This window comes from Candidatus Villigracilis saccharophilus (assembly GCF_016711665.1).
This window is the reverse complement of the sequence record NZ_JADJSO010000002.1, coordinates 202,746-227,339: the sequence shown is the minus strand read 5'-3', so window position 1 is coordinate 227,339 and position 24,594 is coordinate 202,746. Positions and strand designations below refer to the sequence as shown.

At 52.0% G+C, this 24,594-nt stretch carries 30 protein-coding genes; 13 read left to right on the top strand and 17 right to left on the bottom strand.

Annotated elements, in window-relative coordinates:
• Both IPL17_RS01420 and IPL17_RS01415 read left to right on the top strand, forming a co-directional pair.
• Nucleotides 1-1,140 carry an ATP-binding cassette domain-containing protein gene (locus IPL17_RS01420; protein ID WP_345305290.1) on the top strand — a complete coding sequence of 380 codons (1,140 nt, stop codon included), beginning with the start codon at nucleotides 1-3 and terminating at the stop codon, nucleotides 1,138-1,140.
• Nucleotides 1,140-3,530, top strand: coding sequence for an FtsX-like permease family protein (locus tag IPL17_RS01415; RefSeq protein WP_345305289.1), 2,391 nt, complete (start codon nucleotides 1,140-1,142; stop codon nucleotides 3,528-3,530). Before IPL17_RS01420 ends, IPL17_RS01415 begins: the two co-directional genes overlap by 1 nt.
• A 137-nt stretch (nucleotides 3,531-3,667) precedes the next feature.
• Here IPL17_RS01415 and IPL17_RS01410 read toward each other — a convergent pair whose 3' ends face one another.
• From IPL17_RS01410 to IPL17_RS01360, 11 genes are all read right to left on the bottom strand, one after another.
• Nucleotides 3,668-4,186 carry a hypothetical protein gene (locus IPL17_RS01410; protein WP_345305288.1) on the bottom strand — a complete coding sequence of 173 codons (519 nt, stop codon included), beginning with the start codon at nucleotides 4,184-4,186 and terminating at the stop codon, nucleotides 3,668-3,670.
• Nucleotides 4,186-5,634 (bottom strand): ATPase, T2SS/T4P/T4SS family, encoded by a 1,449-nt coding sequence (locus tag IPL17_RS01405; RefSeq protein WP_345305287.1) that lies wholly within the window; start codon nucleotides 5,632-5,634, stop codon nucleotides 4,186-4,188. The genes IPL17_RS01410 and IPL17_RS01405 overlap by 1 nt, the downstream gene beginning before the upstream one ends.
• Nucleotides 5,635-5,636: 2 nt before the next feature.
• A complete protein-coding gene (locus IPL17_RS01400; RefSeq protein WP_345305286.1) occupies nucleotides 5,637-6,995 on the bottom strand; it encodes an AAA family ATPase in 1,359 nt (452 codons plus the stop codon).
• Nucleotides 6,995-7,900 (bottom strand): SAF domain-containing protein, encoded by a 906-nt coding sequence (locus IPL17_RS01395; RefSeq protein WP_345305285.1) that lies wholly within the window; start codon nucleotides 7,898-7,900, stop codon nucleotides 6,995-6,997. Before IPL17_RS01395 ends, IPL17_RS01400 begins: the two co-directional genes overlap by 1 nt.
• Entirely contained in the window at nucleotides 7,893-8,465 is a 573-nt protein-coding gene (locus tag IPL17_RS01390) for a hypothetical protein (protein WP_345305284.1), read from the bottom strand. The genes IPL17_RS01395 and IPL17_RS01390 overlap by 8 nt, the downstream gene beginning before the upstream one ends.
• Nucleotides 8,466-8,575: 110 nt before the next feature.
• On the bottom strand, nucleotides 8,576-8,941 hold the full coding sequence (locus tag IPL17_RS01385) for a hypothetical protein (protein WP_345305283.1): 366 nt from the start codon (nucleotides 8,939-8,941) through the stop codon (nucleotides 8,576-8,578).
• 305 nt (nucleotides 8,942-9,246) lie between these two features.
• A complete protein-coding gene (locus tag IPL17_RS01380; protein ID WP_345305282.1) occupies nucleotides 9,247-10,074 on the bottom strand; it encodes a type II CAAX endopeptidase family protein in 828 nt (275 codons plus the stop codon).
• 38 nt (nucleotides 10,075-10,112) lie between these two features.
• On the bottom strand, nucleotides 10,113-10,835 hold the full coding sequence (locus tag IPL17_RS01375) for a DUF4386 domain-containing protein (RefSeq protein WP_345305281.1): 723 nt from the start codon (nucleotides 10,833-10,835) through the stop codon (nucleotides 10,113-10,115).
• 33 nt (nucleotides 10,836-10,868) lie between these two features.
• Nucleotides 10,869-11,771 carry a DUF4386 domain-containing protein gene (locus IPL17_RS01370; protein WP_345305280.1) on the bottom strand — a complete coding sequence of 301 codons (903 nt, stop codon included), beginning with the start codon at nucleotides 11,769-11,771 and terminating at the stop codon, nucleotides 10,869-10,871.
• A gap of 100 nt (nucleotides 11,772-11,871) precedes the next feature.
• Nucleotides 11,872-14,592, bottom strand: coding sequence for a LuxR C-terminal-related transcriptional regulator (locus IPL17_RS01365; protein WP_345305279.1), 2,721 nt, complete (start codon nucleotides 14,590-14,592; stop codon nucleotides 11,872-11,874).
• Between the two features lie 200 nt (nucleotides 14,593-14,792).
• Nucleotides 14,793-15,197 (bottom strand): DUF4332 domain-containing protein, encoded by a 405-nt coding sequence (locus tag IPL17_RS01360; RefSeq protein ID WP_345305278.1) that lies wholly within the window; start codon nucleotides 15,195-15,197, stop codon nucleotides 14,793-14,795.
• A gap of 918 nt (nucleotides 15,198-16,115) precedes the next feature.
• On the opposite strand from IPL17_RS01360, the gene IPL17_RS01355 reads away from it, so the two are divergent.
• The 8 genes from IPL17_RS01355 (at nucleotide 16,116) to IPL17_RS01320 (ending at nucleotide 20,115) form a co-directional block, all read left to right on the top strand.
• The gene (locus tag IPL17_RS01355) at nucleotides 16,116-16,346 is read left to right on the top strand and encodes a hypothetical protein (protein WP_345305277.1); all 231 of its coding nucleotides are present in this window, start codon (nucleotides 16,116-16,118) and stop codon (nucleotides 16,344-16,346) included.
• A gap of 453 nt (nucleotides 16,347-16,799) precedes the next feature.
• Nucleotides 16,800-17,579, top strand: coding sequence for a toprim domain-containing protein (locus tag IPL17_RS01350; protein WP_345305276.1), 780 nt, complete (start codon nucleotides 16,800-16,802; stop codon nucleotides 17,577-17,579).
• 70 nt (nucleotides 17,580-17,649) lie between these two features.
• Nucleotides 17,650-17,781 carry a hypothetical protein gene (locus tag IPL17_RS01345; RefSeq protein WP_345305275.1) on the top strand — a complete coding sequence of 44 codons (132 nt, stop codon included), beginning with the start codon at nucleotides 17,650-17,652 and terminating at the stop codon, nucleotides 17,779-17,781.
• 166 nt (nucleotides 17,782-17,947) lie between these two features.
• The gene (gene radC, locus IPL17_RS01340) at nucleotides 17,948-18,568 is read left to right on the top strand and encodes a DNA repair protein RadC (RefSeq protein WP_345305274.1); all 621 of its coding nucleotides are present in this window, start codon (nucleotides 17,948-17,950) and stop codon (nucleotides 18,566-18,568) included.
• 6 nt (nucleotides 18,569-18,574) lie between these two features.
• Entirely contained in the window at nucleotides 18,575-18,955 is a 381-nt protein-coding gene (locus IPL17_RS01335; RefSeq protein WP_345305273.1) for a hypothetical protein, read from the top strand.
• On the top strand, nucleotides 18,939-19,505 hold the full coding sequence (locus tag IPL17_RS01330) for a hypothetical protein (protein WP_345305272.1): 567 nt from the start codon (nucleotides 18,939-18,941) through the stop codon (nucleotides 19,503-19,505). The genes IPL17_RS01335 and IPL17_RS01330 overlap by 17 nt, the downstream gene beginning before the upstream one ends.
• Before the next feature lie 13 nt (nucleotides 19,506-19,518).
• A complete protein-coding gene (locus IPL17_RS01325; RefSeq protein WP_345305271.1) occupies nucleotides 19,519-19,839 on the top strand; it encodes a hypothetical protein in 321 nt (106 codons plus the stop codon).
• Nucleotides 19,840-19,896: 57 nt separating this feature from the next.
• Nucleotides 19,897-20,115, top strand: coding sequence for a hypothetical protein (locus tag IPL17_RS01320; RefSeq protein ID WP_345305270.1), 219 nt, complete (start codon nucleotides 19,897-19,899; stop codon nucleotides 20,113-20,115).
• 134 nt (nucleotides 20,116-20,249) lie between these two features.
• Here the strand turns inward: IPL17_RS01320 and IPL17_RS01315 are convergent, their stop codons facing one another.
• Both IPL17_RS01315 and IPL17_RS01310 read right to left on the bottom strand, forming a co-directional pair.
• Entirely contained in the window at nucleotides 20,250-20,669 is a 420-nt protein-coding gene (locus tag IPL17_RS01315; RefSeq protein ID WP_345305269.1) for a type II toxin-antitoxin system VapC family toxin, read from the bottom strand.
• Nucleotides 20,666-20,914 (bottom strand): type II toxin-antitoxin system Phd/YefM family antitoxin, encoded by a 249-nt coding sequence (locus IPL17_RS01310; RefSeq protein ID WP_345305268.1) that lies wholly within the window; start codon nucleotides 20,912-20,914, stop codon nucleotides 20,666-20,668. Before IPL17_RS01310 ends, IPL17_RS01315 begins: the two co-directional genes overlap by 4 nt.
• Nucleotides 20,915-20,990: 76 nt before the next feature.
• On the opposite strand from IPL17_RS01310, the gene IPL17_RS01305 reads away from it, so the two are divergent.
• Together IPL17_RS01305 and IPL17_RS01300 are read left to right on the top strand one after the other, a co-directional pair.
• Nucleotides 20,991-21,326, top strand: coding sequence for a hypothetical protein (locus tag IPL17_RS01305; RefSeq protein WP_345305267.1), 336 nt, complete (start codon nucleotides 20,991-20,993; stop codon nucleotides 21,324-21,326).
• Between the two features lie 88 nt (nucleotides 21,327-21,414).
• Nucleotides 21,415-22,098 (top strand): aldo/keto reductase, encoded by a 684-nt coding sequence (locus IPL17_RS01300; RefSeq protein WP_345305266.1) that lies wholly within the window; start codon nucleotides 21,415-21,417, stop codon nucleotides 22,096-22,098.
• On the opposite strand, the gene IPL17_RS01295 is transcribed toward IPL17_RS01300, so the two are convergent.
• A complete protein-coding gene (locus IPL17_RS01295) occupies nucleotides 22,093-22,275 on the bottom strand; it encodes a hypothetical protein (protein WP_345305265.1) in 183 nt (60 codons plus the stop codon). The genes IPL17_RS01300 and IPL17_RS01295 overlap by 6 nt on opposite strands.
• A gap of 191 nt (nucleotides 22,276-22,466) precedes the next feature.
• Here IPL17_RS01295 and IPL17_RS01290 point away from each other — a divergent pair, with 191 nt between their 5' ends.
• On the top strand, nucleotides 22,467-22,766 hold the full coding sequence (locus IPL17_RS01290) for a hypothetical protein (RefSeq protein ID WP_345305264.1): 300 nt from the start codon (nucleotides 22,467-22,469) through the stop codon (nucleotides 22,764-22,766).
• 585 nt (nucleotides 22,767-23,351) lie between these two features.
• Here the strand turns inward: IPL17_RS01290 and IPL17_RS01285 are convergent.
• The 3 genes from IPL17_RS01285 to IPL17_RS01275 form a co-directional block, all read right to left on the bottom strand.
• A complete protein-coding gene (locus tag IPL17_RS01285; RefSeq protein ID WP_345305263.1) occupies nucleotides 23,352-23,639 on the bottom strand; it encodes a hypothetical protein in 288 nt (95 codons plus the stop codon).
• Nucleotides 23,640-23,763: 124 nt separating this feature from the next.
• Entirely contained in the window at nucleotides 23,764-23,961 is a 198-nt protein-coding gene (locus IPL17_RS01280) for a hypothetical protein (RefSeq protein ID WP_345305262.1), read from the bottom strand.
• Nucleotides 23,958-24,554 (bottom strand): cellulase family glycosylhydrolase, encoded by a 597-nt coding sequence (locus IPL17_RS01275; RefSeq protein ID WP_345305333.1) that lies wholly within the window; start codon nucleotides 24,552-24,554, stop codon nucleotides 23,958-23,960. Before IPL17_RS01275 ends, IPL17_RS01280 begins: the two co-directional genes overlap by 4 nt.
• Nucleotides 24,555-24,594: the final 40 nt, after the last annotated feature.

The window sequence follows — 24,594 nt, the reverse complement described above, 5'->3', positions numbered from 1 at the left end:
ATGGCTATCTCATTTTTCAAACAGAAAATCGAGGACAATCAGAACGGCGATCGTCCCATCATAGACCTGCGGGAAGTCAATAAATACTATAGGACCGCAGTCGGTGACTATCACGCGCTGGAAGGCGTAGACCTGCAAATTAAAGCCGGCGAGTTCGTCAGCATTATTGGAAAATCTGGTAGCGGCAAAACCACCCTGCTCAACATGATCACAGGCATAGATCGACCCACAACTGGAGAAGTCTGGGTCAATGGAACGGCTGTGCATGATTTGAACGAAAACACAATGGCACGCTGGCGTGGAAAGAGTCTGGGCATCGTCTTTCAATTCTTCCAATTGCTGCCCATGATCTCAGTGATTGAAAATATCATGCTGCCAATGGATTTCTGCCGCACCTATCCAATACACGAACGCCGTACTCGTGCGATGGAATTATTGGAACTTGTTGAACTCGCAGATCATGCCTACAAACTTCCCACCGCACTTTCGGGCGGACAACAACAACGTGTGGCAATTGCCCGCGCATTGGCAAACGATCCGCCTGTGATCATTGCAGATGAGCCGACGGGCAATCTCGATTCGAAAACCGCCGAGGCTGTATTCTCCTTGTTCAATAACTTGATCGCCAAAGGCAAGACCATCATCATTGTGACACACGACAGCGGACTGGCAAAGCGCACCCATCGCACAGCTCTGATCGCTGACGGTGAAATCGTCAATGAGTACGTTGCCAAAGTCATGCCTAATCTGACAGCTTCCCAATTGTTACAAGCCACAAAAACCGCAAAGCTGCAGACTTATAAGGCGGGCACAATGATCCTTTCTGAAGGCACGAATGCGGAAACCTTTTATATCGTTTCTAAAGGAACTGTGGAAGTGATCCTTCCGCGTAAAAACCAATCGGATGTGATCGCGCTTCAACTTGGACCAGGGAAATGCTTTGGCGAGATGGAGTTTTTCCACGAGAAGAAGCATCAAGCGTCCATCCGCGCATCTGAGGGCGGACCTGTTGAGGTGCTTGCCATCGGATATGGGCAATTGTCAGAATTGCTGAGCCAGTCCGAGGTTACGCGTGAGACACTGCATCAGTTGGCGGACAAACACGAAGGTGAGAATCTATCCCTGCGGAGAGCATTCTAATGGGCAGCCGCTGGATAAAAGTCTGGGCTGACTTTTCGGGCAACCGCGGGCGGACTTTCCTGATCATTATGACGATCGCGGTCGGGGCGTTTGCAGTTGGATTCAACAGCAACCTGGGCTTGTACATGAACGAAAGCATGGATAACGATTTTCTTTCCGCGAATCCATCCGAGGCACAGGTGTATGCTTCGCCACTTACAGATGGAATGGTTAAAATTGCCCGTTCTGTGCCGGGCGTGGATACAGTAGAAGGGGTGGCTTCAACCAGTGCCTCAATCATACGACCTGATGGAACAAAAGTTAATATTAGTTTCACTGTGGTTAAAGATCCCGGCAAATTGACTTTGAACCTCCTCAAGCCCGCAAAAGGGGAGACCGATATTCCACATTACGCGGATAAAGAAATCATTATTGACGCGAGTGCAAAATCTCTTGGCTATCATCCCGGCGATACGATCCTGTTGGAACTGGGCAATGGCAGGCGGCGTGAAGTTAAGCTGGCAGGTTACGTTCATGCAGTCACAGGATTCCCATATAATCTATCAAACCAGGTAAATGCTTTTGTGACTCCCGACACTTTGGAATGGCTCGGTGGTGATATTTCCAGCTATGGCCAGTTGGAGATCAGCGTTTCTGAAAACCAGACCGATCAGGCCCATGTGACAGAGGTGGCGCAGGCGGTGGCAGACCGCATGGAACGCGCGGGTGCAACCGTGTATTTTGTGAGTGTTTATCAACCGGGCCACCATTTTGCCTACAACATTACACAGGGTGTTTTTTTTGTATTGATCGTGCTGGGGTATCTCACGGTATTTCTGAGCGGATTCTTGATCGTCAACACGGTCACTGCTTTAATGACCCAGCAAACACGGCAGATCGGAATCATGAAAGCCACGGGCGGAAGCATGATCCAAATCTTTGGGATGTATCTTGTGCTGATCCTGAGTTTTGGAATTGGTTCATTATTGATCGCGATTCCTCTGGCAAATATGGCTGCTGAGATCATTGGCGGCAGAATGGCAGAATGGTTAAATTTCTATCCCGTGCCATTCAAAGGATACACATCAACGGTAATACAACAGATCATTGTCGCGATGATTGTGCCGGTACTGGCAGCCATACTACCGATCTACAATAGCGTTAAGGTCACAGTTCGCGAGGCATTGAGCGACTACGGTCTTGGCGGTAATGCCACGGTCAAAAAAGAATCTGTCAGCAGTAACGCGCTAATCATTCCGCGGCCAATCCGTATCTCGGTTCGCAACATGATCAGACGCAAAGTAAGGCTTGGCATCACCCTGTTCACCCTGGTGTTGGGCGGTGCGGTATTCATTGCCGTATATAACCTGTGGGCTTCGTTCGATAAGACCATTGAAGATATTCAAGGTTATTTTCTTGCCGATATTAATATTGCATTTGATCATGGTTATCGATTTGATAAAGTTGCAGGAATCGCAAACAATATCGCTGGTGTGGAAAATTCCGAAGGCTGGTTGGAATTCCCTGGCACCCTCAAGATGGGGGCTGGAGAAACGGGAACACAGATTCTTTTCGTTGCCCCTCCTTCAACATCCACCTTGATTGATCCGATCATCACATCAGGCCGTTGGCTTGAATACGGGGATGAGAATGCGATCGTGATTGGCAATCATCTGCTTAATGTTTTTCCGGACCTTAACGTTGGTGATTGGATAACGATTGAGGCGAACGGCAAGGAAACAGACTGGCATATTGTCGGGACGTACAGCATAACTGGGAATGTCAGTCCACCCCTGTTATATGTTAATTATGAATATCTCAGCATGTTGGTCGGCGAACCAGAAATGGCATATTCTCTGCGAATCGTCACAGCTCAGCACGACTCTGCCACGCAAAAGCGTATCAACGATCAAATCCAGGCAGCTTATGAAGCGCACGGCATCCAAATTCAATCCACTCAGTTGGGAGCAGACTTTATTCGTGATCAAAAAGCGCAGACAGATATTCTCGTTTACTTTATGCTGGTGATGGCGAGTCTGATCGCAGTGGTCGGTGGGCTGGGTTTAATGGGAACCATGAGTATCAATGTGCTCGAGCGTACACGCGAAATCGGCGTGATGCGGGCAATTGGAGCAAGCAACGGTGATATTCAAGCCATTGTCATCACCGAAGGCCTGTTAATCGGTGTTCTCAGTTGGGCGGTTAGCATTCCGATTTCCATTCCGATCACCAGCGTGCTTTGTTATGGTGTTGGTGTGGCGATCCTAACCGCCCCTATGCCGGCGGTATACGGTGCAAGCGGCCTCATCGCCTGGCTGATCTTCACCATCGTACTCGGAACATTAGCAAGTGCTTTACCCGCAGGACGGGCATCACGGTTAACCGTGAAGGATACACTGGCTTATGAATAGTTCAGGCATGTAAATAAAAAACTACACGCCTTTTTTCTGAATACTTACAGCATCTTTGTGTCAAAGAAATATCCAGCTGTTTGAGAAATACCCGCTTTAGATTCGAAAACGGTCGATATAAGATAATGTGTGATCTTTCATTGGCCCAGATTGGGATTGAAGATCCAATTGGTCAATCCCATCATGGCGGCTTGATCCAGGTAATGCACCTTTATTCCAAAGCCCGCGCATAGTCCACTGATCCCGTCCCACCAAGCCAGGCCTTCATTGCCTGGAAATACAAATTCCAATACGGTCCGCCGAACAAAGGGCAGTGGTACTTCCTGCACTGCCAGCAAAAGTCCCTGATACAAAATATCCAATCCTTCCACTTGCGGGGTTTTCCAGACCCGGACAAGTTTTTGAAACTCCAGTCTTGGTTCAGGATCAGGCCAGAATAATTGTAAAAGCCTGAGAGTCCAGCCCGGCTGCATGGATGACAGGATGGCCTGGTAAGCCTCCTGCGGACGCACCTCGGGACGATCCGGATCCGCATACAGTTCGGCAAATACTCTGCGGGTATCATCGTCGCCGATCAATGCCGCGTGCGGGCCGGCCTGGGTGAATCCCTTTGAGAGTACAAAGGTGCGGGTCGAACCAATGGTCTCGCCGGCCATTACAGCAAACCTTTGAAAAGAGACTCGGGAAGATTGAGATCCGTTGCGCGAAATCCTGGGCGCATGGGACGATTGCCGGTCGGCTGCAACCCTTTCCCTGGTTCAAAACGAAACAAGGGGGAGAAGGATGGACGGGCCGCGGTACGCTCCACAATGGAAGACACCTCAACCACCTCGCGCACGATCTGCCCGTGCTGCGGATTGCGTTCAATGTAGATCGCGGCTGTGACCGCCTCCGCGAAGGACTGCGCGATCTGGAACTCAGACATGCGGGCCGCGTCCGGGTGAGCCTGCACGACCTGAAGGAAGCGCGGCCAGACATGCTCGGCGCTGGTTGCGTGGATGGTGAAGGCGGAATGTCCGTGCCCCGTGGCAGCCGCGCGGATCAACTCCCAGGCTTCCGCGCCGCGCGCTTCGCCGATCACGACCCCGTGCGGACGCGATCGCAGAGCCGCGCGGATCAGGTCATACATCGTGACGGCCGGCGGGCCGCCGCGGATCTCTGGGCGCGTGATGGTGTAGACGATATTGCTGGTGTCGCTTTTGCCATCGCCATTCCAGCCGTTCAGGATGATCTCGTTGCTGTCCTCCACCAGAAATAAACGGATCGCGCCGCGCGGGTAATAATCCAGCATCTCCTGCAGAATGCGTTGCCCGACGAAGGTCTTGCCTGAACCGGTTGTTCCCGCAATGACCAGTGTCCCGCCATGCACCATCACACTTAATAAATAGTTCGCGACGTCGGGAGTCAGGATGCCATCGCCGCCTGGAAAATCCTTTGGATCAAAGCGCGGGCGCGGGATGGGCGGGAGTCGTTTCTGGCAGAGCATGGCCAGACTCCCGTGTGTGAGATCCGTGGTCGTGCGATAGTTCGAGATGCGCAGGGTGATCGTGTCTCCATAGGGGGAGGCCGGCGCCATGATGTAATTGATGCGCACGCCCTTCCTCCGCACGGTTCCATCTGCAAGCGGGACCATCACTTGCAGCATGGCATCCGCGATCGGATAATCGGGAGTCGGCGCCCGCTGCCCGGCTCGATCGATCATGACGCGCAGGGCATCCCCGATCCCATCGGGCGCGGCGCCCGTATGTTCCCAGCCTTTCGAGGTCGTGTACACATGGATATGCCCGAGATTGATAGCGATGTCTTCAATGTCGGGTCGCGCGATCAGTTCAAGCAACGGTCCCAGGCCGGATAGATCCCCGATCAGGCGCAGGATGTATTCAGCAGGCAGGGAGACGCCCGCGTCAACTGCGCGCAGCCGCATTTCTTCAAATACAGTGCGCGCCAGGGTCTCGATCTCGGTTGAGCTCATGCTTTTCTGTCTGGACTCGGTCGCCTTCCGCGCGCGGCCTTCCAGAGCCAGAATGCTCCACCAGTGTTCCAGTTCCTCCGAAGATCTTGCATCTGCAACCGGCTTCATTGTTTTTCCAGTGATATCGAACATGGCTATTTTCTGAACCAGCCGCGTTTTCTGATCTGGTTGGGTAACAGCCCAACCCGCGCCGCGCCTTCACGCACGGCAGGCACAAAGTGTGCCGCGAACCCCAACAACGAATCCACGAACGGACCGAGTTCCTCCAGCTTCTCCTTCTTATATCTCCAGATCAAAATATCATCGCGGCGGTCCGAGTTGACCGCCTGCGCGGCAATGCGCGGGTCGACCACAGGCAGTATCCCGTTCGGGATCAGAGCCAGTTCGATCCTGTCTTCGGCCAGCGCCTGTTGCAGCATTTTGTGGGCGGACTTGAATCCATCCCCGACCACCTGGTTGTAGCAGAGCTTAACCCTGCTGCCGATGAATTCATGCGCGCTGTTTTTTCCAACCACACCTGCCAGTGAATTGATCATGCGCGCGATCCAGCGACGGGTCTCCGCCAGGTCCGGGATCTCAGGTTTGATCACGATCGCGATGCCTTCGGCGGCCTTCAAGGCGGCGCGGTGCACGACATGCGCGGGATTGATACCGACATCCATGATGACCACACCGCCGGCCGCGACACCTGCTTCGAATAATCCCTGGATGACCTCGGCCACTTTTCCTTCCTGTTGCAGGACTTCATCACCGAGATCGTCGGTGATCAGGCCGGGCAGGACGCGCAGGGTCGGTAGATTTTCAAGCGGTGTGAACGCATTCAAGTAGGCCGCTCCCGAAGCCACATCGCTCATGACTCCTTTTCCAGCCTTTGAGATTTCGCGCCGCAGCAATCCGATCATGGTGGTGTTGACCCGTTCCAGGCGCATGTGATATTGCAGCGAACCGGCGTTGCCGTCGGCATCCACCAGATAGGTTGTGATGCCGGACAGCGCCAGCGCGACCGCCAGATTAACGGCCACGGTAGTCTTGCCCGTGCCGCCCTTTGGGGATGTGATCGCGATCTTGCGCACCGCCATACCGGATTGAATGCGGGCCGACATGTCAGTGCCTAGTACCGCCCGGCGATACTGATCGTCGGCGGCCAGGTTGCCGGCATCCGCCCTGCGCAGTTCTTCATATAAACGATTGATATCCACATCCGATGGCGGATACGCAAAGGCCGGCACACCGACACCGTTCGCCCAGGAGGACATGCCATCTCCGACTCCCGCGACCACGAAGATCAATTTGCCGCGTTCGGCGGCCTTGATCAGACTCTCGGGCGAGACCGATGATTCCGGAGAGACCACGACCACGGCCCGAAAATCGAACAGGTCCAGATGCTGGGGTGAGAAGGCCGCGATCTGCGCAATGACCGAGTGTCCCTGTTCGGCCAGCTGCATGTTCAGACGCGAAGTGACGGTGCCCGCGCCAAGCAGCAATACCTGCATTATCGTCCTCCCAAAACTTCCGACCGATCCGCCTGGAAGAGATCCTCGAAGTCCCAATAGGTGAAGCCGGCGGTGGGTGCCTCATCGCTGCGCGCCATCAGGGATACGACCAGTCGATCGCCCTGCTGCAGGGCAAGCGACAACACTTCGCGGCTTGCATTGGGTACCAGCAGCATTAACATGCGCGCCTGGGTCATGGTTGAAAAAGAAGAGTCAGCGGTGCTTCCATCCGTGGACTGTGTTACAGCGGGCAATCCCTGGACGGAGATCACGCGCACGCCCATTGGAAACAGGTCCTTTGCCAGCGGCGGCAATGCGCGCGCGAGCGCCTCCGTCTGTTCCACTTCTTCGGGCATCGGCGTGGCTGTGGGCTCCATTCCCGCAATGATAAATTCCGGGACGGCAGTCGGTGTGGTCATCTGCTGCGGACGGCTGCTGATCACAACGGTGATGCCCACCAGGTCACCAGGCAGGAACGACTCCACATCCGGCGCCACCAGATTCATGGCATCCAGCGGCAGTGGAAATAAACTATATCCGGGGTATTTCGCGAGCACTGCCGAGAGTCGGGTCCCCTCCGCAGCCTGGGCCAGGATGGTGGTGCGGAAGATGGGCTGACCGCTGAAGATCGGCTGCGCGGCCACGCCGCCGACCACCCCGGCTGCTTCATCTGCAGAAATATACAAGGCGGCGTTGTCATCCTGAAAGACGGTGCGGGCGACAACATCTTCAGCAGTGATGACATCCCCGATATTCAGATCACGCGCCGCAGACAATATTTCCAAAGTGGGCGGGCGCTGGGCGGCTCCCAATGCGTTCAACGCAAAGAAAGCGGTCAGGAAAATTGCGACAGAGACACCGAGCACCACCAGGTTGATGCCGGTCGAGGCAAATCGTTTAAGCATTTTGATTTCTCCAAGTTTGGGGTTTCCAGGGCAGGCTGCTCTGGGTGATGATCTGCTGGCAGGCGGGTGTATCGGAAATGATTTCTTCCAGACTTTCCAGTGTCTGGTGCAGGAGGCCGTATACCACCGCCAATACAAATTCCGTGCGCAGATGCGCCGACTCGAACAGGGCGTTATGCACCTGAGCGGTCGCTCGCGCTATATCCATGACCTCCGCATCAGCCAATGCTTCGGACGAGATACGCGGCATGTCAGGAAAACACATTTGGATCAAGTCCGTCAGATCGGTTTGAATTTGCTGGGGGGATGGTTCGGGTACGGCTTGCGCGGGCGGGTCGAGCAGATCTGCAACTGAAGTATCGGGATCGACGCGCAGCTGCTCCACTGCGCGTGATAACTGTTTGAGGCCGGCTTGAAAACCTTCCATCAGGCGTGCCTGCGCCTGCGGAGGCAATGCGGCGACCGCTTCGACATTACGCAGGGAGACATGCTTTCGCATCTCAGTTGGCAGGCAGGCCAGCACCCGCTGACGGCGTTCGCGTTTGGATTGGTATGTTTCGCTCATACCTGCATGATATGAAATTACGCGGGAGGGTATTTGGCAGGTGTCGCTAAGGAACGCAAAGCGGACGGATGCCTGTTTTGCATCCGCCCGCTTTGCATTGGATATTCTTTTTATGGTAGGAGTTTCTGGTTTCCGACGGGGTTGCCCAGAAGTTTTAAACCCTGGAAGGCAGCTCCGATCTTGAGCAGGGTCTCAATGACCGGCAGTACTTTCATGATCACCTCCCAGAAGATATTCAAGAAATTCGCAAGGTTATCCACGGGAGTCGGGTCTCGCTCCAGTATTTCCTTATGCAATACTGCCAGGTTTCGTTTGACCTTTTGGCGTTCCATATCGTAGGTCCGCGCACCTTCTTCGGATAATTTTCCATTTCGGCACCAGTTCAGAACATCATCTCCGATCTTTTCACAGATGGCGTGGATCCTGCGAAAGTGTTCGGAATCCCTGAGTTGGTCCGTCGTATACACATGCTGCATGAAGAACCCATGATCCCTTTTTTAAATGGATCTTTGCCGAAATCTGATTCAGTTCATATTCGACGAGGCTGAATTTTTTTGTAATACTCAGGGAGTCCTGATTCATGCTCTACCTCTCATCTTGACCTAAAACTTGTGAATGCAGTATAGATGGCAAGATGAAAGGAGTCGATTGATATAAACAGGGGGATATGGGTGGGCAGATATGACCATTCAATATTATTGCTACAGTATTTCTTGCACACATATCGTTTTGCGATCATGGCTGGCTCATTTTACATAGCACCCATTTTGACCACTAGCGATCAGAGTTTTCTTTGATCCCATCTCTGGATCAGCATAAAAATAATTACAACACAAATCAACCCGAGAACACTGGCTTCCAGCCCAAATTGACCGCCAGTCAACCATACTGGAACTTCGTTAAAAACGGGCTTCAACAACCCCGATTGATCTGTACCGCTCACACCAAAGCCAAGCAACCCGCCTTGCACTAAATTCGCCATAAAATGCAGACCGAGCGGCATGGCAAGGCCTTTGGTGCGGAGGAATGCCAATCCAAACACGAGCGATGCGATAAAAATATTGATACTTGCCAAAAATTTTACCTCACCCGTCATGCCTGGGTTATTCAAATGAGTAAGCAGGAAATACCCTGCCATGATCAGTTGGGCTGGCAGTTGACCGAGTCCAGCGATAAGCCGTTGAAAAATAAAACCCCGAAACAACAATTCTTCTGCCAGCGCAACCCCTGCAAAGAGCAATACAGTTGAGAGTAAGGTTGAGAAGCCGTCAGGATTCCATTGCCAATGCACCCAGCCAAAAATCCACAGGACGAGCGCGGGAACAAGCATGAGCGCAGAACCAACCAAACCGCCTAAATAAAGTTCCTTGAACCAAAGCGCATTGAATTTTCCCAAAAGTTCAGCCAGTGGTCTTCGGCGCAGCAACTGACAAATCCACGAGGCAAGCAATATGATGACAGCTTGCAACCCAATGGAGACATCCATGGAGTTTTGCTGCGCTATTATTAAAGTTGGCACAAGTAACGAAGCCAGTACAAGAAAGAAGATAAGGATCCACCAGCCATTGCGCAACTGGCGTTCAGAATTCAGAAATGGATTGATTAACATAAGACACCTTCATATTCCGGGTGGAACCTTGTTATGCGCTACACAGACTCAGCAGCACGTTTTTCCCATTGTTCAAAGTTGACACCTTTAATCAGAAGCCATAAGGGGAATGCAATTTCGAGAAACGCAAGGGAACCGATCGAGGTGAATAGCGCTTTGTATTGGGGGAAAAGCATAGTCCCAAAATCCTGGGCAAAATAACACAGGGATACAATAAGCAACAAGACGCCCAAAAATTTGGGGAGGTAGCCTGACTTGTACACCAGGTAACCAAACACCAAAAGATGCAGCCCAAAAAACAATCCCCAAATCAGGGTTACGGATTCGTGAGCATTGAGAAATATAAGCACGAGTGCCTGCGATTGATCAGGCGAGAATACTGTTAGATATCCTGCGCCGCTTATAAGCAGCAAGACAATAAAATGATTGAGCAGATTGATTCCCTGAATAACCGTCATTGCCAATCGGGAAAACGCTGCAGCCAGAGAAAGAGTTTTGTTTACTGGCTTGACTAAAACATAGAGGAGCACAGTCAACACGATCTCGATCAAAAAGACGATTGAGTCGCTGACCATGCCAGCGCGGAATAACCCCTGGGAAGCCATGATATTGTTGGCTGTTGCTGCAGCATCGCCAGGCACAATCAGTGTAGTGGGAATGTATAGCATACTGAACGGCGCCAGCACAACGATCAGCAAAGTTAGGATTGCCGCAATTCTGGCGGTCATCTGGATTGAATTTGTTTTTATGGTTGTATTCATGGTTTTCTCTTTTTGTGAATGATATTAATTCTGTTACTCTTTAGCCGATTCAAAAACGAACGCAGCCGAATTGAAGCCCTTGACGATCAACCACACGCCGATGGACATTTCCCACAGACCGCCTGGAAGGGTGTGGAGTAGTTGTAGATTGAAGCCCAAAACTTCCAGCATGGATCCAAGCAGAAAGCTCACGTAGCCAATGAAGCCCCAGATGACGAAAAACTGCGGCACCAATTTTGCGCGATAGAACCCGTAGCAAAGTGATAAGCCAGCCATCCCTAAAGCGACCATGCCGATCTGGTAGGTGTAAGCCTGCGACTGAGCGAACAGCGTGCTCAAGGATTGAAGATAGGGAATTTCAGAAGCGCTGGCTTTCAGGAACTCAGCACCCAGCGGGATTTGAAGCAAGATAAATAAAGCCGAGACAGCAATAACAGCAGCTTCGACGAGTCTGGCGCTAAGGTAACCAAGCGCAACACGCTCGTTGTTTTGCTTGAGGATCGGGAACATCATCACGCCGTGAGCGGCGTCACCTGCGGCGGCGATCACCCAGAGCAATGCACCGATTGCGATCATCATGCTCCTGGCAGAAACCGTGTCAAGCTGACCTGGCGCACCAAGCACCGAACCTGCAATACCTACAATAAACCCCATGATGTACAGCGCTCCCACTACTTTTGCCGTCGTTCTGTATGTGTTAACTTTTGTATCCATAATATTTTCTCCTTTGATTGAATAAACTTGATTGACCGAGATGAGGGGCATGCCCAGATCTCTCACTTTGCGTAGCAACCCGTATAGGGCTGGCTGATCAGGCACAGGTCCAGAAAGAAGCGTTTTTCCATCCGCTTCGAGGGTGATGGAAAAGCCGTCAAACCAGTCTGCCCACTGATTGCCCAAGTGCCCTTCGATCCTGATTTGATATTCCTGCGCCATTGCCTTTCACCTTTTGTTTGAATTAACGTGCGCGAAATATAACGGCAATGAGTATTGCCGTTTAGAACCAAAAGTATTGTTTGAAGTATTGTTTAGGGGATTAGAACAAACCCAGCTCGCGGGCACGTGCCACGGCTTCGGTGCGGCTTTTTGCCTGCAATTTGCCAAAGATGCGCAGGTTATGACCTTTGACCGTGCTCAATGCCAGGAAAAGTTTCTGGCTTATCTCGTCATTTGAAAGTCCCTCAGCAACGAGACGCAACACTTCCAGCTCCCGCTCGCTCAACGGGTCGATCAACGCTTGAGGATTGGCAGGCTCGGGTTTTGTTTTTTCAAAGGCATTCAGCAATTTATGGATGTAGTTGTTGAGCCTGTCACCTGCACCCGCATGGCTTAATGCTGTCAGCATCTCCGCCATTACTTTGCCTTCATTCACAAAAAAGCGGAAGTAGCCTTCTGGTTCAGCCAGGGTCAATGCGTGTTTGAGGGAGGCGAGTGCTTGCGATGGTTCTCCGTGTGCATGGAAAGCGAGCATTTGCACCGTCAGGATCTCAAGCATGCTGCCCATTCGCTTTGCATTTTCGGCTGTCTGCAAAAGGCGCGACAACAATCCCAGCGCATCCAGAATTTTATCTTCTGATGCAGTGCTTTGATATTCAGCAATCAAAACCCGCGAAAGAGTGATATGTTCGAATTCGCGCAAATAACTGAGTTCATCGTTAACTTTAATTCCATGTTCGCGCACCCAATCTTGCGCCTTGGATAATTGTCCCTGCTTGAGGTAGATGCGCGCCTTCAGCGCTTCGACAGGACGCGTGTTGGGAATAGGCGTGCTGATATATAAACGTTTGGCTTCATCGAGAAATTCAAGCGCCACATCTAAATCGCCCTCTGAATCTTTAAAACGAGCTTGAGCAAGACTCAGGCGATATGGAAAATCTACGAGAGTTGACTGCTTTCCCAACTCAATGCTTTGCTGAAAATATTGCGCAACAGATTCATCATTCCCCATTTCATGATGCAGCAATGCCAACCCCAAATGATGATGGGCTAATATCTGATTCACTTCGCTGCCATACGTGGATGCATGTTGCAGCGACAGTTCATAAGTCCGCAGCGCTTCGCGGAGATGTCCCTGCGCTATTTGGATTTCCGCCTTGCCTGACTCACTGGCAATCGAAAAAATATAATTTCCAGCCTTCAATGAACTATCGATCCAATCGCTCATGGATTTGCAAGCCGCATCCAGATCACCGCTTGCCCAATAGGTGCCACCCAGCATCGCTGCGGCTCCAGCACGCATGAATTGATCTCCTTCGGGGGCAAGCTTGATCGCCAATTCAGCATACTTGACCGTGGCAGAGAAATCGCGCCGCGTCTGTGCATTGTAGGCGCGGGCAAAAGCAATTCTGGCGGGCAGCGTTTGAATCTCTTTTTCATCCACGACAACCATCGCTTCGGATGAACCTTCGAGACACAACTCAGCATCCCGCAAACTGGACTCGCTGGACTCTACATCGCCTGCATCCATGAATGCCCAACCGATCTGCGTGCATAACACGGGACGAGTGCGGATCAGACTCTCTGGTAGCTGCTTCACCCACCCAAGCCAGGCAGCCGACTGAAAGCTTTGATTCATTCCCTGCCAATATTTTTCAGCCAACCCAGCTCCACGACTGAAGTCTCTGGCAGCGATAGCGTGTTGAAATGCTTCAGCCTCTTCACCATTCTGTTCATACCATTCACTGGCACGGACGTGATGTTTGGCAATCTCTTCGGGCTTTAGGGTTTGTTCGTGCCGCTGACGGAGTAGATCATTAAAGAGATGATGATAGCGATACCAACGTCGGTCATTATCGAGTGCCACGATGAATAGATTGGCGCGCTCCAAAGATTCCAGTGTTTCCTGTCCAGAAACAGAAGGGTCGAGTAATACCGCATCGCAGAGCGGACCGCACAGGCGATTGAGGATGGACGTGCGCAGCAGAAATGCTTGAACATTTTCAGGCTGCTGGTGCAGAACCTCTTCGAGCAGATAGTCCAATACGAAATGATGCGCACCTGTAAATGATTGGATGAAGCTGGCGACATCGGCGTGCCCTTGCATGGAGAGCGCTGCCAGATGCAAGCCGGCGATCCAGCCTTCGGTGCGGGCTTCGAGCGCGGCAATATCTTCATCCAATAGATTTAATCCCATCACTTGGTTTAGAAATTCCGCAGCTTCAGCAGGGGTGAAACGCAGATCGGCAGTGCGTAGTTCAGTGAGTTGATCGCGGACGCGCAGGCGTGCCAATGGCAGGGATGGATCTTCACGAGTAGTGATTACCAGATGCATTTGTTGCGGCAGGTGTTCCACCAGGAAAGTCAGGGCTTGATCAACTGATTTGGAGTCAAGCAAATGGTAATCATCAAGGACGAGAATGAAATCATTGGGAATGGAATTTATTTCATTGAGCAGGGTCGTCAAAAGCGCTTCAAGTTCTGGCATTTGCGGTGATTGTAGAGCACCCAACACCCCCGAGCCGATCTCCGGGACGAGGGTCTGCAACGCCGAAATGAGATACGTCAAAAAGCGTTTGATCTCGGTATCCCCTTCATCCAATGACAGCCACGCGATCGGTCGCTTGCAATCTGAAACCCATTCGCTTGTCAATGTGGTCTTGCCAAAGCCTGCCGGAGCAGAGATAAGAGTCAGTTTATGTTTAAACCCGGTGGTTTGATTTAAGCCCGCATGCAATTGCTTCATCAAGCGGGCACGCAAAACAGTTTTGGGGCGGGGCGGAGGCATATATAACTTCGACGCTAAAATAGGCATGGACATGAATCTATTATAAAGCCCGTATGAAAAGCCGTGAAAAGATCCACTCAGAAAAATTCTTTAGATCTTATGCTGACAGCGTATGCTACTGCCCATATTTACAGGATCTAACACCCCTGGTTTGATTTCAACCTTTGCCGCAGCCTGCCATTCCTGCCTGTGAAGAAAACATCCGATGCGGTCCGCATCGGATGTTTTGACTCTTAGTACTCGACCGCCCGTTTGAGCGCCTTGGCGGCTTTTATCCAGGCTTTCACGTTACTCAACCCGGGCATCTGATTCACCTTGTTGAGTTTCGCATTCGCCTTGGTCATTGCTTCAAGCAAGGCTTCAGGATTGCGGCCGGCAAGTTCCACTACAGTATCCACCCCTGCAGCTTCGAGCAGGTCGGAATATTGTGTCCCGATCCCACTTACGCGAAACAGGTCAGCGCGGTTGACCCAGGCAAGAATGCTTTTTGTGCTGAAGCCTGTGGCTTTGGCGAGGTCCTGGCGGCCTTTTCTAGTGGCGCCTTTCTCTAACAACCCGCCTGTTCCCCGAACACCTGCTGCATTAAGCTTTGCTGCGTTGACAGGTCCGATCCCCTCAATTTCAATCAATGTAGGCATAATGTTTTCTCCTTATGAATAAGTATAGCATCAGCTTCAAAAACTTCAATATCTGTGAAGTGGGAATCACGGTGAAAGAATCTTTGGAAATGGAGTATTCACAGCTCATCAATAGGATGCGATTGAAAAGCCAGATAACGATCGATTGAAGACGCGGAACCTTTGGATGGGAAGGTGTCATGTACCGGTAGCCGCCAGGGTATTTGAACATGGAAGGTTGTCTTCCGGTTCGACATGGAAGCCGAGAGTTGGATCCCGCGCAATTTGACTCGTTCAATACAAGCTCTTTCGCGGATCGATGAAACTGAATAAAAAATCAATGAAGACCAGAAGTTCACCCCTGGGTAGAAGGGCCGTAAAAACAAGTGGTATTCCCGCCTACGTGCTTTGACAACCGGATCCGCTCTCTGTATACTCCCGATCGTTCAACCCCACCACAATCCATCCACCCCTCTTAAGCCTGGCCATCGCCGGGCTTCCTTCGTTTCAATATTAATACATAGAAAGGAGACCAGAATTAAACGATCACCACACCAATTCAACCTGAAACACATCAGGCCATCATCTGAATTCCCGGACCCTGCGAAAGATCAAGCGTACCTCCGCCATCATCTCGAAATGGGAACAACTCCATTTCACCGACACGGCGAAACCTGGCGCCGATCCACCCACCGACACGGTTCGAAATCACGGACCATGTCGGTCCTTCGCGCACCTAACCATAAACACATAGGAGGCACACGAAACCAAGTACACAACTGAATATCCACGCATTGCAAGAACGGGCGCTGTTCCTGGAATTTCCAGGCGGCGCCCGTTTTCGATTCACAGTGAGGACTCGCCGGGGTGAGAGGCCCGGTATTAAAAGGTGAAACCGCCCAGTTGCGCCTGGACGGTTTCGAGGAAGAAATAGAACACATGTTCACTAATAATAATACCACATATGAAAAGACTGTCAAGATTTTCGCGCCTTTTCGCCTGAACGCCGCAGAGCGCAGAGTGATCGCAGACGGAAAACATATCAGCACCGCGGCACCCGCCGGACGACAGCAGGGAGACTACCTATACTCTACAACCGTTACACTGCTGCGTGAAGGCATGACGCTGTATACCAGCGCGCCGTGCTGGGCGAGTGTCGAGATCCGATGAGCAGAACTCGCCCTGACGGTCCGCGCGGATGTGTGATCATGGGATCTTCCTGGAAGTATTTAAAAAATAAAAACAAGGAGACCCGTTATGAGAACCATCGCGTACCTTCTCATTCTGGTCGCGATCGCCGCCAGCCAGCCGTATACCTGGCTCTCGGATATTGCGGCCTGTACCGTCCAATCCCTGGGCGGGTAGTTCACAACAAATTATTCCGTTCAAAAGGAGGTCGTAGAAAATCTCATGGAAGATATTCTTTCCGCCGCAGAAGAGATCCTGGGCAGCGCGGTTCGAGTGGAACACCACAGGGACTGGGCCATCTTCTGGTGCCCGTTTCATAACGATGCCAGCCGCGATGGGTCTGGCGGACACCCGAACTTCGGGGTCAATCTCAGCTCGGGATACTGGAAGTGCCTGCGCTGCGGCGCGACCGGTGGATCGCTGAACAGTCTGCGCATGAAGCTTGGACAGGATTGGAAACCGGGTGTGTCGGTAATGCCGCCGACCCGCCCTCAAAAACCGCCGACCCGGGTGCAGTTTCTGGATGAAGCCGTGTCGGAAGCGCGCTCGGTTGTGCAGCGCTCTCCCGCCTGGGGCTATCTTGCAGAGCGCGGAGTAAGTCCATACACAGCGCTGGTGTACGGACTCGGATACGGCATTCCCGTTCCAAGGGTTTCCCCCGAGATCATCAGCGCTGCAAAACAGTCGCTGATGGTGCGCTCGGACGGGACCTGGTTATGGACGGGCGGGGTGGTGTATGCCGACCCGCCGATCCACCCTACTGTGATGAACGTGCGCTACATTCCCGAAGAGCAATTGCCCGGCGGCACGCGCAGCTTCAAACCTGAAAAGAACCACAAGACCTGGGGTGTTCGTACCCGGCCATTGGGCAGCTGGCGCATCCAGCCAACCACCCGCACCGTGATCGTGCTGGAGGGATTATTCGACATGCTCATCACCGCGCAGAAGATCCATCAGCTTGGACGTGATGCCGACACGGTCGCGGTCTACACCAACGGCGCCAGTCCGGCTGCGAAGATGAAGCAGTGGTTCAGCCAGCACAATGAATTTGAGTATGTCCTGTTTAGCGATCCGGATGCGGCAGGGGAGGAATGGACCGACACGCTCACCACCTGCATCCAGGCAGGCGGCGCGCAGGTCTGCGCCTTCAAGCCGCCGGACCATCTTGACCCGGACGAAGCCATCCTGAAAGGATGGTGGCCGTCCATCCTATGAACATTCCATCCCAATCGATCGGGAAGTGACTACCAGTCGCTTCCCGATCTTGTTTTCCAGGAGACCCCGCATGTCAACCCTTTCCATCATCCTCGCCGTTCCCGTTTCCATCTGGGCGGTGTGGTTTGTGATCGAGTCCATTCGTTACATCGCTTCGGGCGAATATGAGATCGACAAACGCCTGAAAGATGTCTGCCGCTAATTCCCCCCAATATTCAACCATAAGGACGGCTTCCAGCCAGGGAGCCGTCTTCGTTTTTCAAAGGAGACCCAAATGACCACAGGCAATTCACTTCTGCTTCAATCCCCTTCCGCGTATGACCAGCCCAGACTCAAGAGCCAGGCTGCGCGAGCAGCCCGCATACCGCGTGACCCAGAATCCATCCGCCTGCAATATCACCGAACTTCTGGCCGCCGTCATCGGCGGAAATAATCAGATCGAGACCGCCCAGGCTTTGATGTCCCGTTTCGATGGAAATATCCGCAGGCTGTACCAGGCTCACCCGGCCGAGCTCGCGAAGGTCAAGGGCATCAACCAGACCAGCGCGGTCCGCATCAAGGCCGCGCTCAACCTCGGGCTGCGCATCAACCTGCCGGAAGACGCGCGGCCGGTCATCAACTCTCCGGCCGACGCGGCCGCGCTTGTCCAGAATGAAATGAGCTTGCTGGAGAAGGAGTCGCTGCGGGTCATGCTGCTGGATACAAAAAACCATGTCCTGGACATCATCGAGGTGTATGTCGGCTCCGTGAACTCCTCCCAGGTGCGCATCGGCGAGGTCTTCAAGGCGGCCGTGGCCAGGACCGCCTCCGCCATCATCGTTTTTCACAACCATCCCTCATCGGACCCGAGTCCTTCACCGGATGATGTGGCAGTCACCCGCGCGATCCATCAGGCTGGCAATCTATTGGATATCGCGCTGCTCGATCATGTGATCATCGGCGGCACGCGCTGGGTCAGTCTCAAAGAACGTGGGATGGGTTTCGGGTAGGTCCAGATGGCTTTCTATCTAGGAAGACGCTCTGCCGATGACCTGATCCTGTTTCGCTCTTCAAAGATCCCCACCAGGGAGACACACGGGACTCAGTTCACATCCGTCATCGGTCCGTTCAAGTCCAGTCTCGCGGCAGGCTGGTATGCAAGATACGGCCGAAATGATCTGCGCGTTCATAGCGCGGATGAGATCGAACAACTGGCGCGCGCTGACCCGCGCATGCAGCAGGCAATCGTGGAAGAGAAGATGACAAAAGAAGAACTGTCCATCGCACTTGAGTGCAGCGCGATGGACTCTATCGAATATTCACCCGACCCTTTGCCGACCCTTCAGACGGTCTGGCAAATACAAACCAAGGAGGAACAAAATGCCCAACTGGTGTGAGAATGAACTGACCATCACAGGTCCCGATGTACAGAAAGTATTGAATGCCATCCGCTCTGAATCCGATGAAGACGCGCGTGTGCTGGACTTTGACCGGATCATCCCATACCCGAAGCACTTCCGCGAGCTGGATGAACGCAGCCTGCAGTATCAGGAGCAATACCTTGCAGTCGACAGGGATGACCCTGAGCGGCAGGTCAAGCTCGACGCGCTGGCTGCGGAATATAACGTGGAGCCCGGAACTCCCTGGCTGAAGGACGGCTTCAACTCCGGCGGGTATGAATGGTGCTGCGAAGCCTGGGGCACGAAGTGGAATGCGGTGCGGGCGGTCCTCAACATGCAAAAGGATGGCAGCGCCAGGATCGATTTCGATACAGCCTGGAGCCCGCCCATCCCGGTCATTGAAAAACTGTCTGCGCTGTTCCCAGAGCATCAATTCGAGCTGGCATATTTTGAGGGTGGCTGCGGCTTCTGCGGTCAAGCGCGCTGGGAAAATGGAAACGAACAATACCACAACCAGGGCGACTACGACGGTCCGCGCGGCGGATAACAGGAGCAGAAAGATGAACCACGAATTTGATGCCCCCTGCCTGCTTTCCTACTTCACCTGCGCTGAAGATGAATACATTGTGCTCGTCTCCCCGGGGAATTCACCTCTGGATTTTTGCCGGGCGGGGTACAGTCTCGCCGGCACGCTGGAGGTCTGGAACCCGTTTGATCTCCCGTTCGATGTGATCCTGCGCGTTGAGCATGAAGACACTGAAGCGGACACGGAACCGGATGAGGGTCTATTAACAGAGGAGTTTGAAAATTCTTCAAGACTGCATGACGACGACTGGCTCGAATACAGGATCGAGGACGATATAAGCGGCTGGGAAGGATAACCATTCAATGAGAGGGCGGCTATATGGTTGCCCTCTCATTCATTTATGGAGGAACCAATGACCACACTATTTCAAACCATGATCGAGCATCTGCTGCGATCGCACGAAGTGCTTGAACAATTCCAGGCTCATACCGATTTCCATGTGCGCTTTGACATGCCACACTACAACCGCCTAGTGATCGAAAGGCATGATGCACTGATCAGTGTCGCGCATTACTTTGAGCAGAACGGAGACCTGGTTCCTGACCCGGATGTGGAAGTGCGAATCGCTTGAATCGATGCTAACCACCCTGCGTGAGGTTCGGGCGGAATAAAATAATGATCTATAACATCAAACAAACAGCGGAACCATCATGTGGCTCCGCTGTTTGTTTCCCGGGATTTTTGAGACCACTCCAAATTATTAACCTACTCCCATGGATTGATGATCCTGACGTCTGCGCCATCGAAATCATTCACGTTTCGGGTGACCAATGTTAACTTGTAAGTAAGTGTTGTTGCTGCAATGAGCGAGTCTATTGCAGGTAAAGTGATTCCTGTTGATTCCAGGCGCGCAATGAGAATTCCCCATTCCATCAAAATATCTGTATCCAATGGAATAATCCTTCCATCAAAGCGAACCATCAAATCTTCCTTGAGCCAGGAATGCAATTCCTGTTTACGTTTCGATTTGGGTAATTTTTCAACGCCTTTGGCAATTTCCCCAATCGTGATAACGCTCAAGTAAACATCCCCAGAGTCCAGAGAATCAACGAATTCCACAACTTTCGGATTTGGGTGCTTGGCAACCAGTTCCGAGATGATGCAGGTATCAAGCAGGTATTTCATAGCTCTATTCCCTTGCGCGGCAGGGACTTGTCACGAGGCAGCTCAAGTCCAGCCAGGGGAGAGGTACGAAAAAATTCAGAAAGTTTACCCTGGGATTTACGCAGGGTCTCGTATTCGGCATATGAAATAACTACAACGGTTTTCTCGCCGTGCTTAGTGATCAGTTGAGGTCCCTGCTTTAAGGCGCGTGCGATCACCTCACTTAGTTTGTTTTTTGCATCCTGGATTTGCCAAGTTTCGTTCATTGTCACTCCTTTCTGTCTAGTCTGTCTAGCCAGATTTTACCTTTCCTTCAAACGAAAGTCAATCTAAAGGAGACATATGACCGATCCATTTTTCGAACTGTTGGTCTTGCTGTTTCAGGCAAAACTTTCAGGATCTTCTGAATTCCTGCCCTTTAAACAAACCATGTGCATGCTGAGAAAGGGCCAGCGCATTCAAATTGAGCGCAGTTCCCCCGGCGCTCCCCATGCCATCGGCTGGACGATCTTCCGCCGCACACCCAGGAAATATGTGTACGATAAAGAACCGCTCTTTCGCTTCGAACGCGGTGCGCGTCGCTCGCTCCGCGTCCGTAAAGCCTATGCCATTCACTATGCTTCGTTCGGTTCTGAACCGAGCTGGCAGGCACCGGTTCAGAACCGACTTGTACAGTAGATGGTAAGTATATAGAACATCCTCACGTCTTGTATGGGACGAAGCGGGAAAGCAATAAAAAATCGCATGAACAACAAAAGGAAAATATATGACATCAGATATTCAGGTTTCTAAACGAACGCTTGGGAGGACTGGGATTCAAGTGACTCCCATTGGTTTGGGTATGATGGAATTTGCCGGCGGCGGTGGGTTGATGGGATCGGTATTTCCCATCATTGCCCAGCAAGAGAAAAACGCGACGGTCAAGGCGGGGGTTGGAGGGAAGATCAACTGGTTCGACACGGCTGAACTTTACGGGAACGGCGTCTCAGAAACCTCACTATCGACAGCGCTCAAGACGGCCGGCAAGTCCGATCAGGATGTTGTGGTGGCCACAAAGTGGTGGCCGCTTTTTCGCACGGCACGCAACATTCCCAAGAGCATTGAAGACCGCCTGCGTTTCCTGGACGGTTACAGCATCGGCCTGTACATGGTGCATCAGCCTTTCGGATTTTCTTCAAAGGAAGCCGAAATGGATGAAATGGCAAAGCTGGTCAAGGCCGGCAAAATCCGTTCTGTGGGTATCAGCAACTTCAATCCCGACCAGATGCGTCGAGCGCATCGTCAATTGCAGAAGTATGGTTTGCCTCTGGCGGTGAACCAGGTCCGCTATAGTTTGCTTGACCGTACGATCGAGAAGAACGGCATCCTGGAAACTGCAAAAGGAATTAGGAGTAACGATCATCGCATACACTCCACTGGAATCAGGATTGCTGAGTGGCAAGTATCATAAAAATCCCGAACTGCTGGATAAGAAACCAGCCATGTGGCGGGCAGGCTGCGCCGCAGTATGGAAAAGAGTCGCCCGGCTGGTATCCGAGCTGAAGAAATTGCCCTTCGTTACAATGCCACCCGCATCCCGGGTGGCGCTGAACTGGGTGATCAATTCCCAGGGCGATAGTGTGGTCACCATTCCGGTGTGACGAAGGCCAGTCAGGCGCAGGAAAATGCCGGCGCGATGAGTTCAGGTTGTCGGTGATGAGATCGAACAACTTGGCACTCTCTCGCAAGTCGCCCGTTAATTTCTCAAAGAAAATAGTTCACATTCACAGCCCCATACCGTTCTGGTGCGGGGCGTTGATTCCTAAAAGGAGGTTCCTGATGTTTCAAAGCATTCAAGTGGATCAGGTCTTTGATATGAACAAGGCGATGGCATCTGGGAACCGTGCATCCTACTGGCTGGCGCAGTTGCGCCGACTGGCGGTACCTGTTGAAGTTCGTGGATGTGAAGCTGCGAGCGAAAACAAAGAAACAAATACTGGTGGAGACTGCCCTGGGAAATTTGAGTTTGTCACCTGCGATGGGCGTGGAGATGTCTGGCGGCTGTGGAATGAGATGCGGAACGAGCATCGCATCCACGATGATCCAGTTCCGTCATTCAGAGTCGGATTGGTCTCGTGAATTCCGGGGTTCATCCACTGGAAAAGACGATCCTTGGCTTTGTGAATATCGCGGACAGATGCAAGAATTTGAGGCGGCACTCCTGCATCAGAGTCGCGGCACATGGCGCCACCCTTGCTTTAGCAATGGGAGGATACCGTCTGCTTCTTGAATTGGTTTCAATTTTCAATTAAAGCCTCTGTTATAATTTCGGTAAGGCACTCCATTTTTTTTGGAGACAACAGCTTTCAGTACCTTTCCTGTTGAGAATAGAAGGTTGCAGAGAATAATCGTTCTTTGCAGTTCTCAGCGTCAAAGTTAAAACTTTTTCCGCCAGTCCTTTGGACTGGCGGGGCAGTTGTAAACCTGCCATTGATCCTCAACCCAAGGGTTAGGATAAAGCCTCCGCCTTTAGGCGTGAGGTTGTTTACATAAACGCAAGCCCTGATTCGTTGAAAATCAGGGGCTTTTTGTTCGGTATTGTAAGAGAGTGGAGAAAACGATTTCACTTTTGAAAGTGAGATGAGCGGGTAGAAAACTACCCTGATTTCATTTTTGTTCCTGGCCAAGAACACGTCCAAGAGCGGTCTGTTAATATCGGCTGGATCAGGATAGTGCCGGCAGGTCTGGATATAAACCCCATGAACCATGATAATCCCAGTAGGCAAAATTTAGATTGTTTTCGTTTAACAGATCAAGCATGTCAGTTACCCAGCGTGCACCGCCTGCTTCTGGCGAAAGAAATGTTGTTTGGAAGACTCCAAACTCACCGACGTTTATGGGGACATTGTTTTGTTCGCCAAATTGAATTCCAGCCAGCATGCGCTCGGCCAGGAAATCACGATCATGGCGAATGAGCTCATCCTGAGGATCAAGCTGGAAAAAATCGATCATATAGGAACAATTCGCGGGCGGAAATGTCGTCGCCTTTCATCCAGCCTTTGATCTGATATTTTGTGTCGGGTTGTACCTCAAAAGTACCTTTTATCGATTCGTTCCGCAGGAGTTTCCGGACTCTCTAACGGTCAGGAGCGGCCTTCGGAAGTGTTGTTATGATTTTGCGGCGATACCCCAAATATGACGGATCGGGATCGGGATTTTTCCAGATGATACTTTCCAGATCGATCGTGATATCCACCAGGACCTGCGGGCTTTCAGAGCCTTTTTGTGCAAGGATTTGAAAATCTCCAAAATACGCTTTCCCGGTATTATTCATGCACTTCCTGCCGGGAGAACCAAACGCCCGGGTGTTCTGCTGTTTGCCTGGATCCAAAAATGGGGTTTCATATAGGATCCAGTCGGACGAACCGTCCGGCAGTGAGGCTGTGCGCAGCGGGCCAAGATACTTAACCGGTCCCAGCGGATCTCCAGAAAATCCCGGATCGGGATAGGTTTTGTATTAAATAGGCCCATTGTATTTTCGTGAGTGAGATTCCCCGGCTGATAATGATGAAAATCATACATCACATTGTCATCTTTCACGGTTACGAATTGCGGGTTATTGCCGGGGATGACCTCGACAATGATCAGATGGTTGGTATCCACCTCACGAATGGCATCCACCACCTTTTGCATATACGATTGATAGACTGCCGGTTCGAGATTGAATGGCTCGTTCATCAGATCATATGCGGCAATTATGGTCTCATCCTTATAGCGGTCAGCCAGCATGCGCCAAAGGTCGGCGGTTTGCGCCTGTGATTCCGGGTCAGTTGACACCGTCCAAATATCCTGCCCAGGCACGTAATGCATATTGATGTCCAGGTACACACCGGCTTCCTTCGCCCAGGCAACCTGCTGATCCGCCAGCCCAGCCCTGGTCAGGGTTTTCCGTGAACCATTGATAGGT

What these genes read in the sequence shown, in the direction of transcription:
- IPL17_RS01305 (WP_345305267.1), top strand. Translation starts at nt 20,991, where the DNA reads ATGACCGATCCATTTTTCGAACTGTTGGTCTTGCTGTTTCAGGCAAAA.
- IPL17_RS01410 (WP_345305288.1), bottom strand. Translation starts at nt 4,186, where the DNA reads ATGGCCGGCGAGACCATTGGTTCGACCCGCACCTTTGTACTCTCAAAG.
- IPL17_RS01405 (WP_345305287.1), bottom strand. Translation starts at nt 5,634, where the DNA reads ATGTTCGATATCACTGGAAAAACAATGAAGCCGGTTGCAGATGCAAGA.
- IPL17_RS01350 (WP_345305276.1), top strand. Translation starts at nt 16,800, where the DNA reads ATGAAGCTTGGACAGGATTGGAAACCGGGTGTGTCGGTAATGCCGCCG.
- IPL17_RS01290 (WP_345305264.1), top strand. Translation starts at nt 22,467, where the DNA reads ATGTTTCAAAGCATTCAAGTGGATCAGGTCTTTGATATGAACAAGGCG.
- IPL17_RS01400 (WP_345305286.1), bottom strand. Translation starts at nt 6,995, where the DNA reads ATGCAGGTATTGCTGCTTGGCGCGGGCACCGTCACTTCGCGTCTGAAC.
- IPL17_RS01365 (WP_345305279.1), bottom strand. Translation starts at nt 14,592, where the DNA reads ATGTCCATGCCTATTTTAGCGTCGAAGTTATATATGCCTCCGCCCCGC.
- IPL17_RS01335 (WP_345305273.1), top strand. Translation starts at nt 18,575, where the DNA reads ATGGCTTTCTATCTAGGAAGACGCTCTGCCGATGACCTGATCCTGTTT.
- IPL17_RS01420 (WP_345305290.1), top strand. Translation starts at nt 1, where the DNA reads ATGGCTATCTCATTTTTCAAACAGAAAATCGAGGACAATCAGAACGGC.
- IPL17_RS01385 (WP_345305283.1), bottom strand. Translation starts at nt 8,941, where the DNA reads ATGCAGCATGTGTATACGACGGACCAACTCAGGGATTCCGAACACTTT.
- IPL17_RS01390 (WP_345305284.1), bottom strand. Translation starts at nt 8,465, where the DNA reads ATGAGCGAAACATACCAATCCAAACGCGAACGCCGTCAGCGGGTGCTG.
- IPL17_RS01285 (WP_345305263.1), bottom strand. Translation starts at nt 23,639, where the DNA reads ATGATCGATTTTTTCCAGCTTGATCCTCAGGATGAGCTCATTCGCCAT.
- IPL17_RS01300 (WP_345305266.1), top strand. Translation starts at nt 21,415, where the DNA reads ATGACATCAGATATTCAGGTTTCTAAACGAACGCTTGGGAGGACTGGG.
- IPL17_RS01395 (WP_345305285.1), bottom strand. Translation starts at nt 7,900, where the DNA reads ATGCTTAAACGATTTGCCTCGACCGGCATCAACCTGGTGGTGCTCGGT.
- IPL17_RS01325 (WP_345305271.1), top strand. Translation starts at nt 19,519, where the DNA reads ATGAACCACGAATTTGATGCCCCCTGCCTGCTTTCCTACTTCACCTGC.
- IPL17_RS01330 (WP_345305272.1), top strand. Translation starts at nt 18,939, where the DNA reads ATGCCCAACTGGTGTGAGAATGAACTGACCATCACAGGTCCCGATGTA.
- IPL17_RS01415 (WP_345305289.1), top strand. Translation starts at nt 1,140, where the DNA reads ATGGGCAGCCGCTGGATAAAAGTCTGGGCTGACTTTTCGGGCAACCGC.
- IPL17_RS01280 (WP_345305262.1), bottom strand. Translation starts at nt 23,961, where the DNA reads ATGAATAATACCGGGAAAGCGTATTTTGGAGATTTTCAAATCCTTGCA.
- IPL17_RS01320 (WP_345305270.1), top strand. Translation starts at nt 19,897, where the DNA reads ATGACCACACTATTTCAAACCATGATCGAGCATCTGCTGCGATCGCAC.
- IPL17_RS01380 (WP_345305282.1), bottom strand. Translation starts at nt 10,074, where the DNA reads ATGTTAATCAATCCATTTCTGAATTCTGAACGCCAGTTGCGCAATGGC.
- IPL17_RS01310 (WP_345305268.1), bottom strand. Translation starts at nt 20,914, where the DNA reads ATGAACGAAACTTGGCAAATCCAGGATGCAAAAAACAAACTAAGTGAG.
- IPL17_RS01345 (WP_345305275.1), top strand. Translation starts at nt 17,650, where the DNA reads ATGTCAACCCTTTCCATCATCCTCGCCGTTCCCGTTTCCATCTGGGCG.
- IPL17_RS01315 (WP_345305269.1), bottom strand. Translation starts at nt 20,669, where the DNA reads ATGAAATACCTGCTTGATACCTGCATCATCTCGGAACTGGTTGCCAAG.
- IPL17_RS01360 (WP_345305278.1), bottom strand. Translation starts at nt 15,197, where the DNA reads ATGCCTACATTGATTGAAATTGAGGGGATCGGACCTGTCAACGCAGCA.
- IPL17_RS01355 (WP_345305277.1), top strand. Translation starts at nt 16,116, where the DNA reads ATGTTCACTAATAATAATACCACATATGAAAAGACTGTCAAGATTTTC.
- IPL17_RS01370 (WP_345305280.1), bottom strand. Translation starts at nt 11,771, where the DNA reads ATGGCGCAGGAATATCAAATCAGGATCGAAGGGCACTTGGGCAATCAG.
- IPL17_RS01375 (WP_345305281.1), bottom strand. Translation starts at nt 10,835, where the DNA reads ATGAATACAACCATAAAAACAAATTCAATCCAGATGACCGCCAGAATT.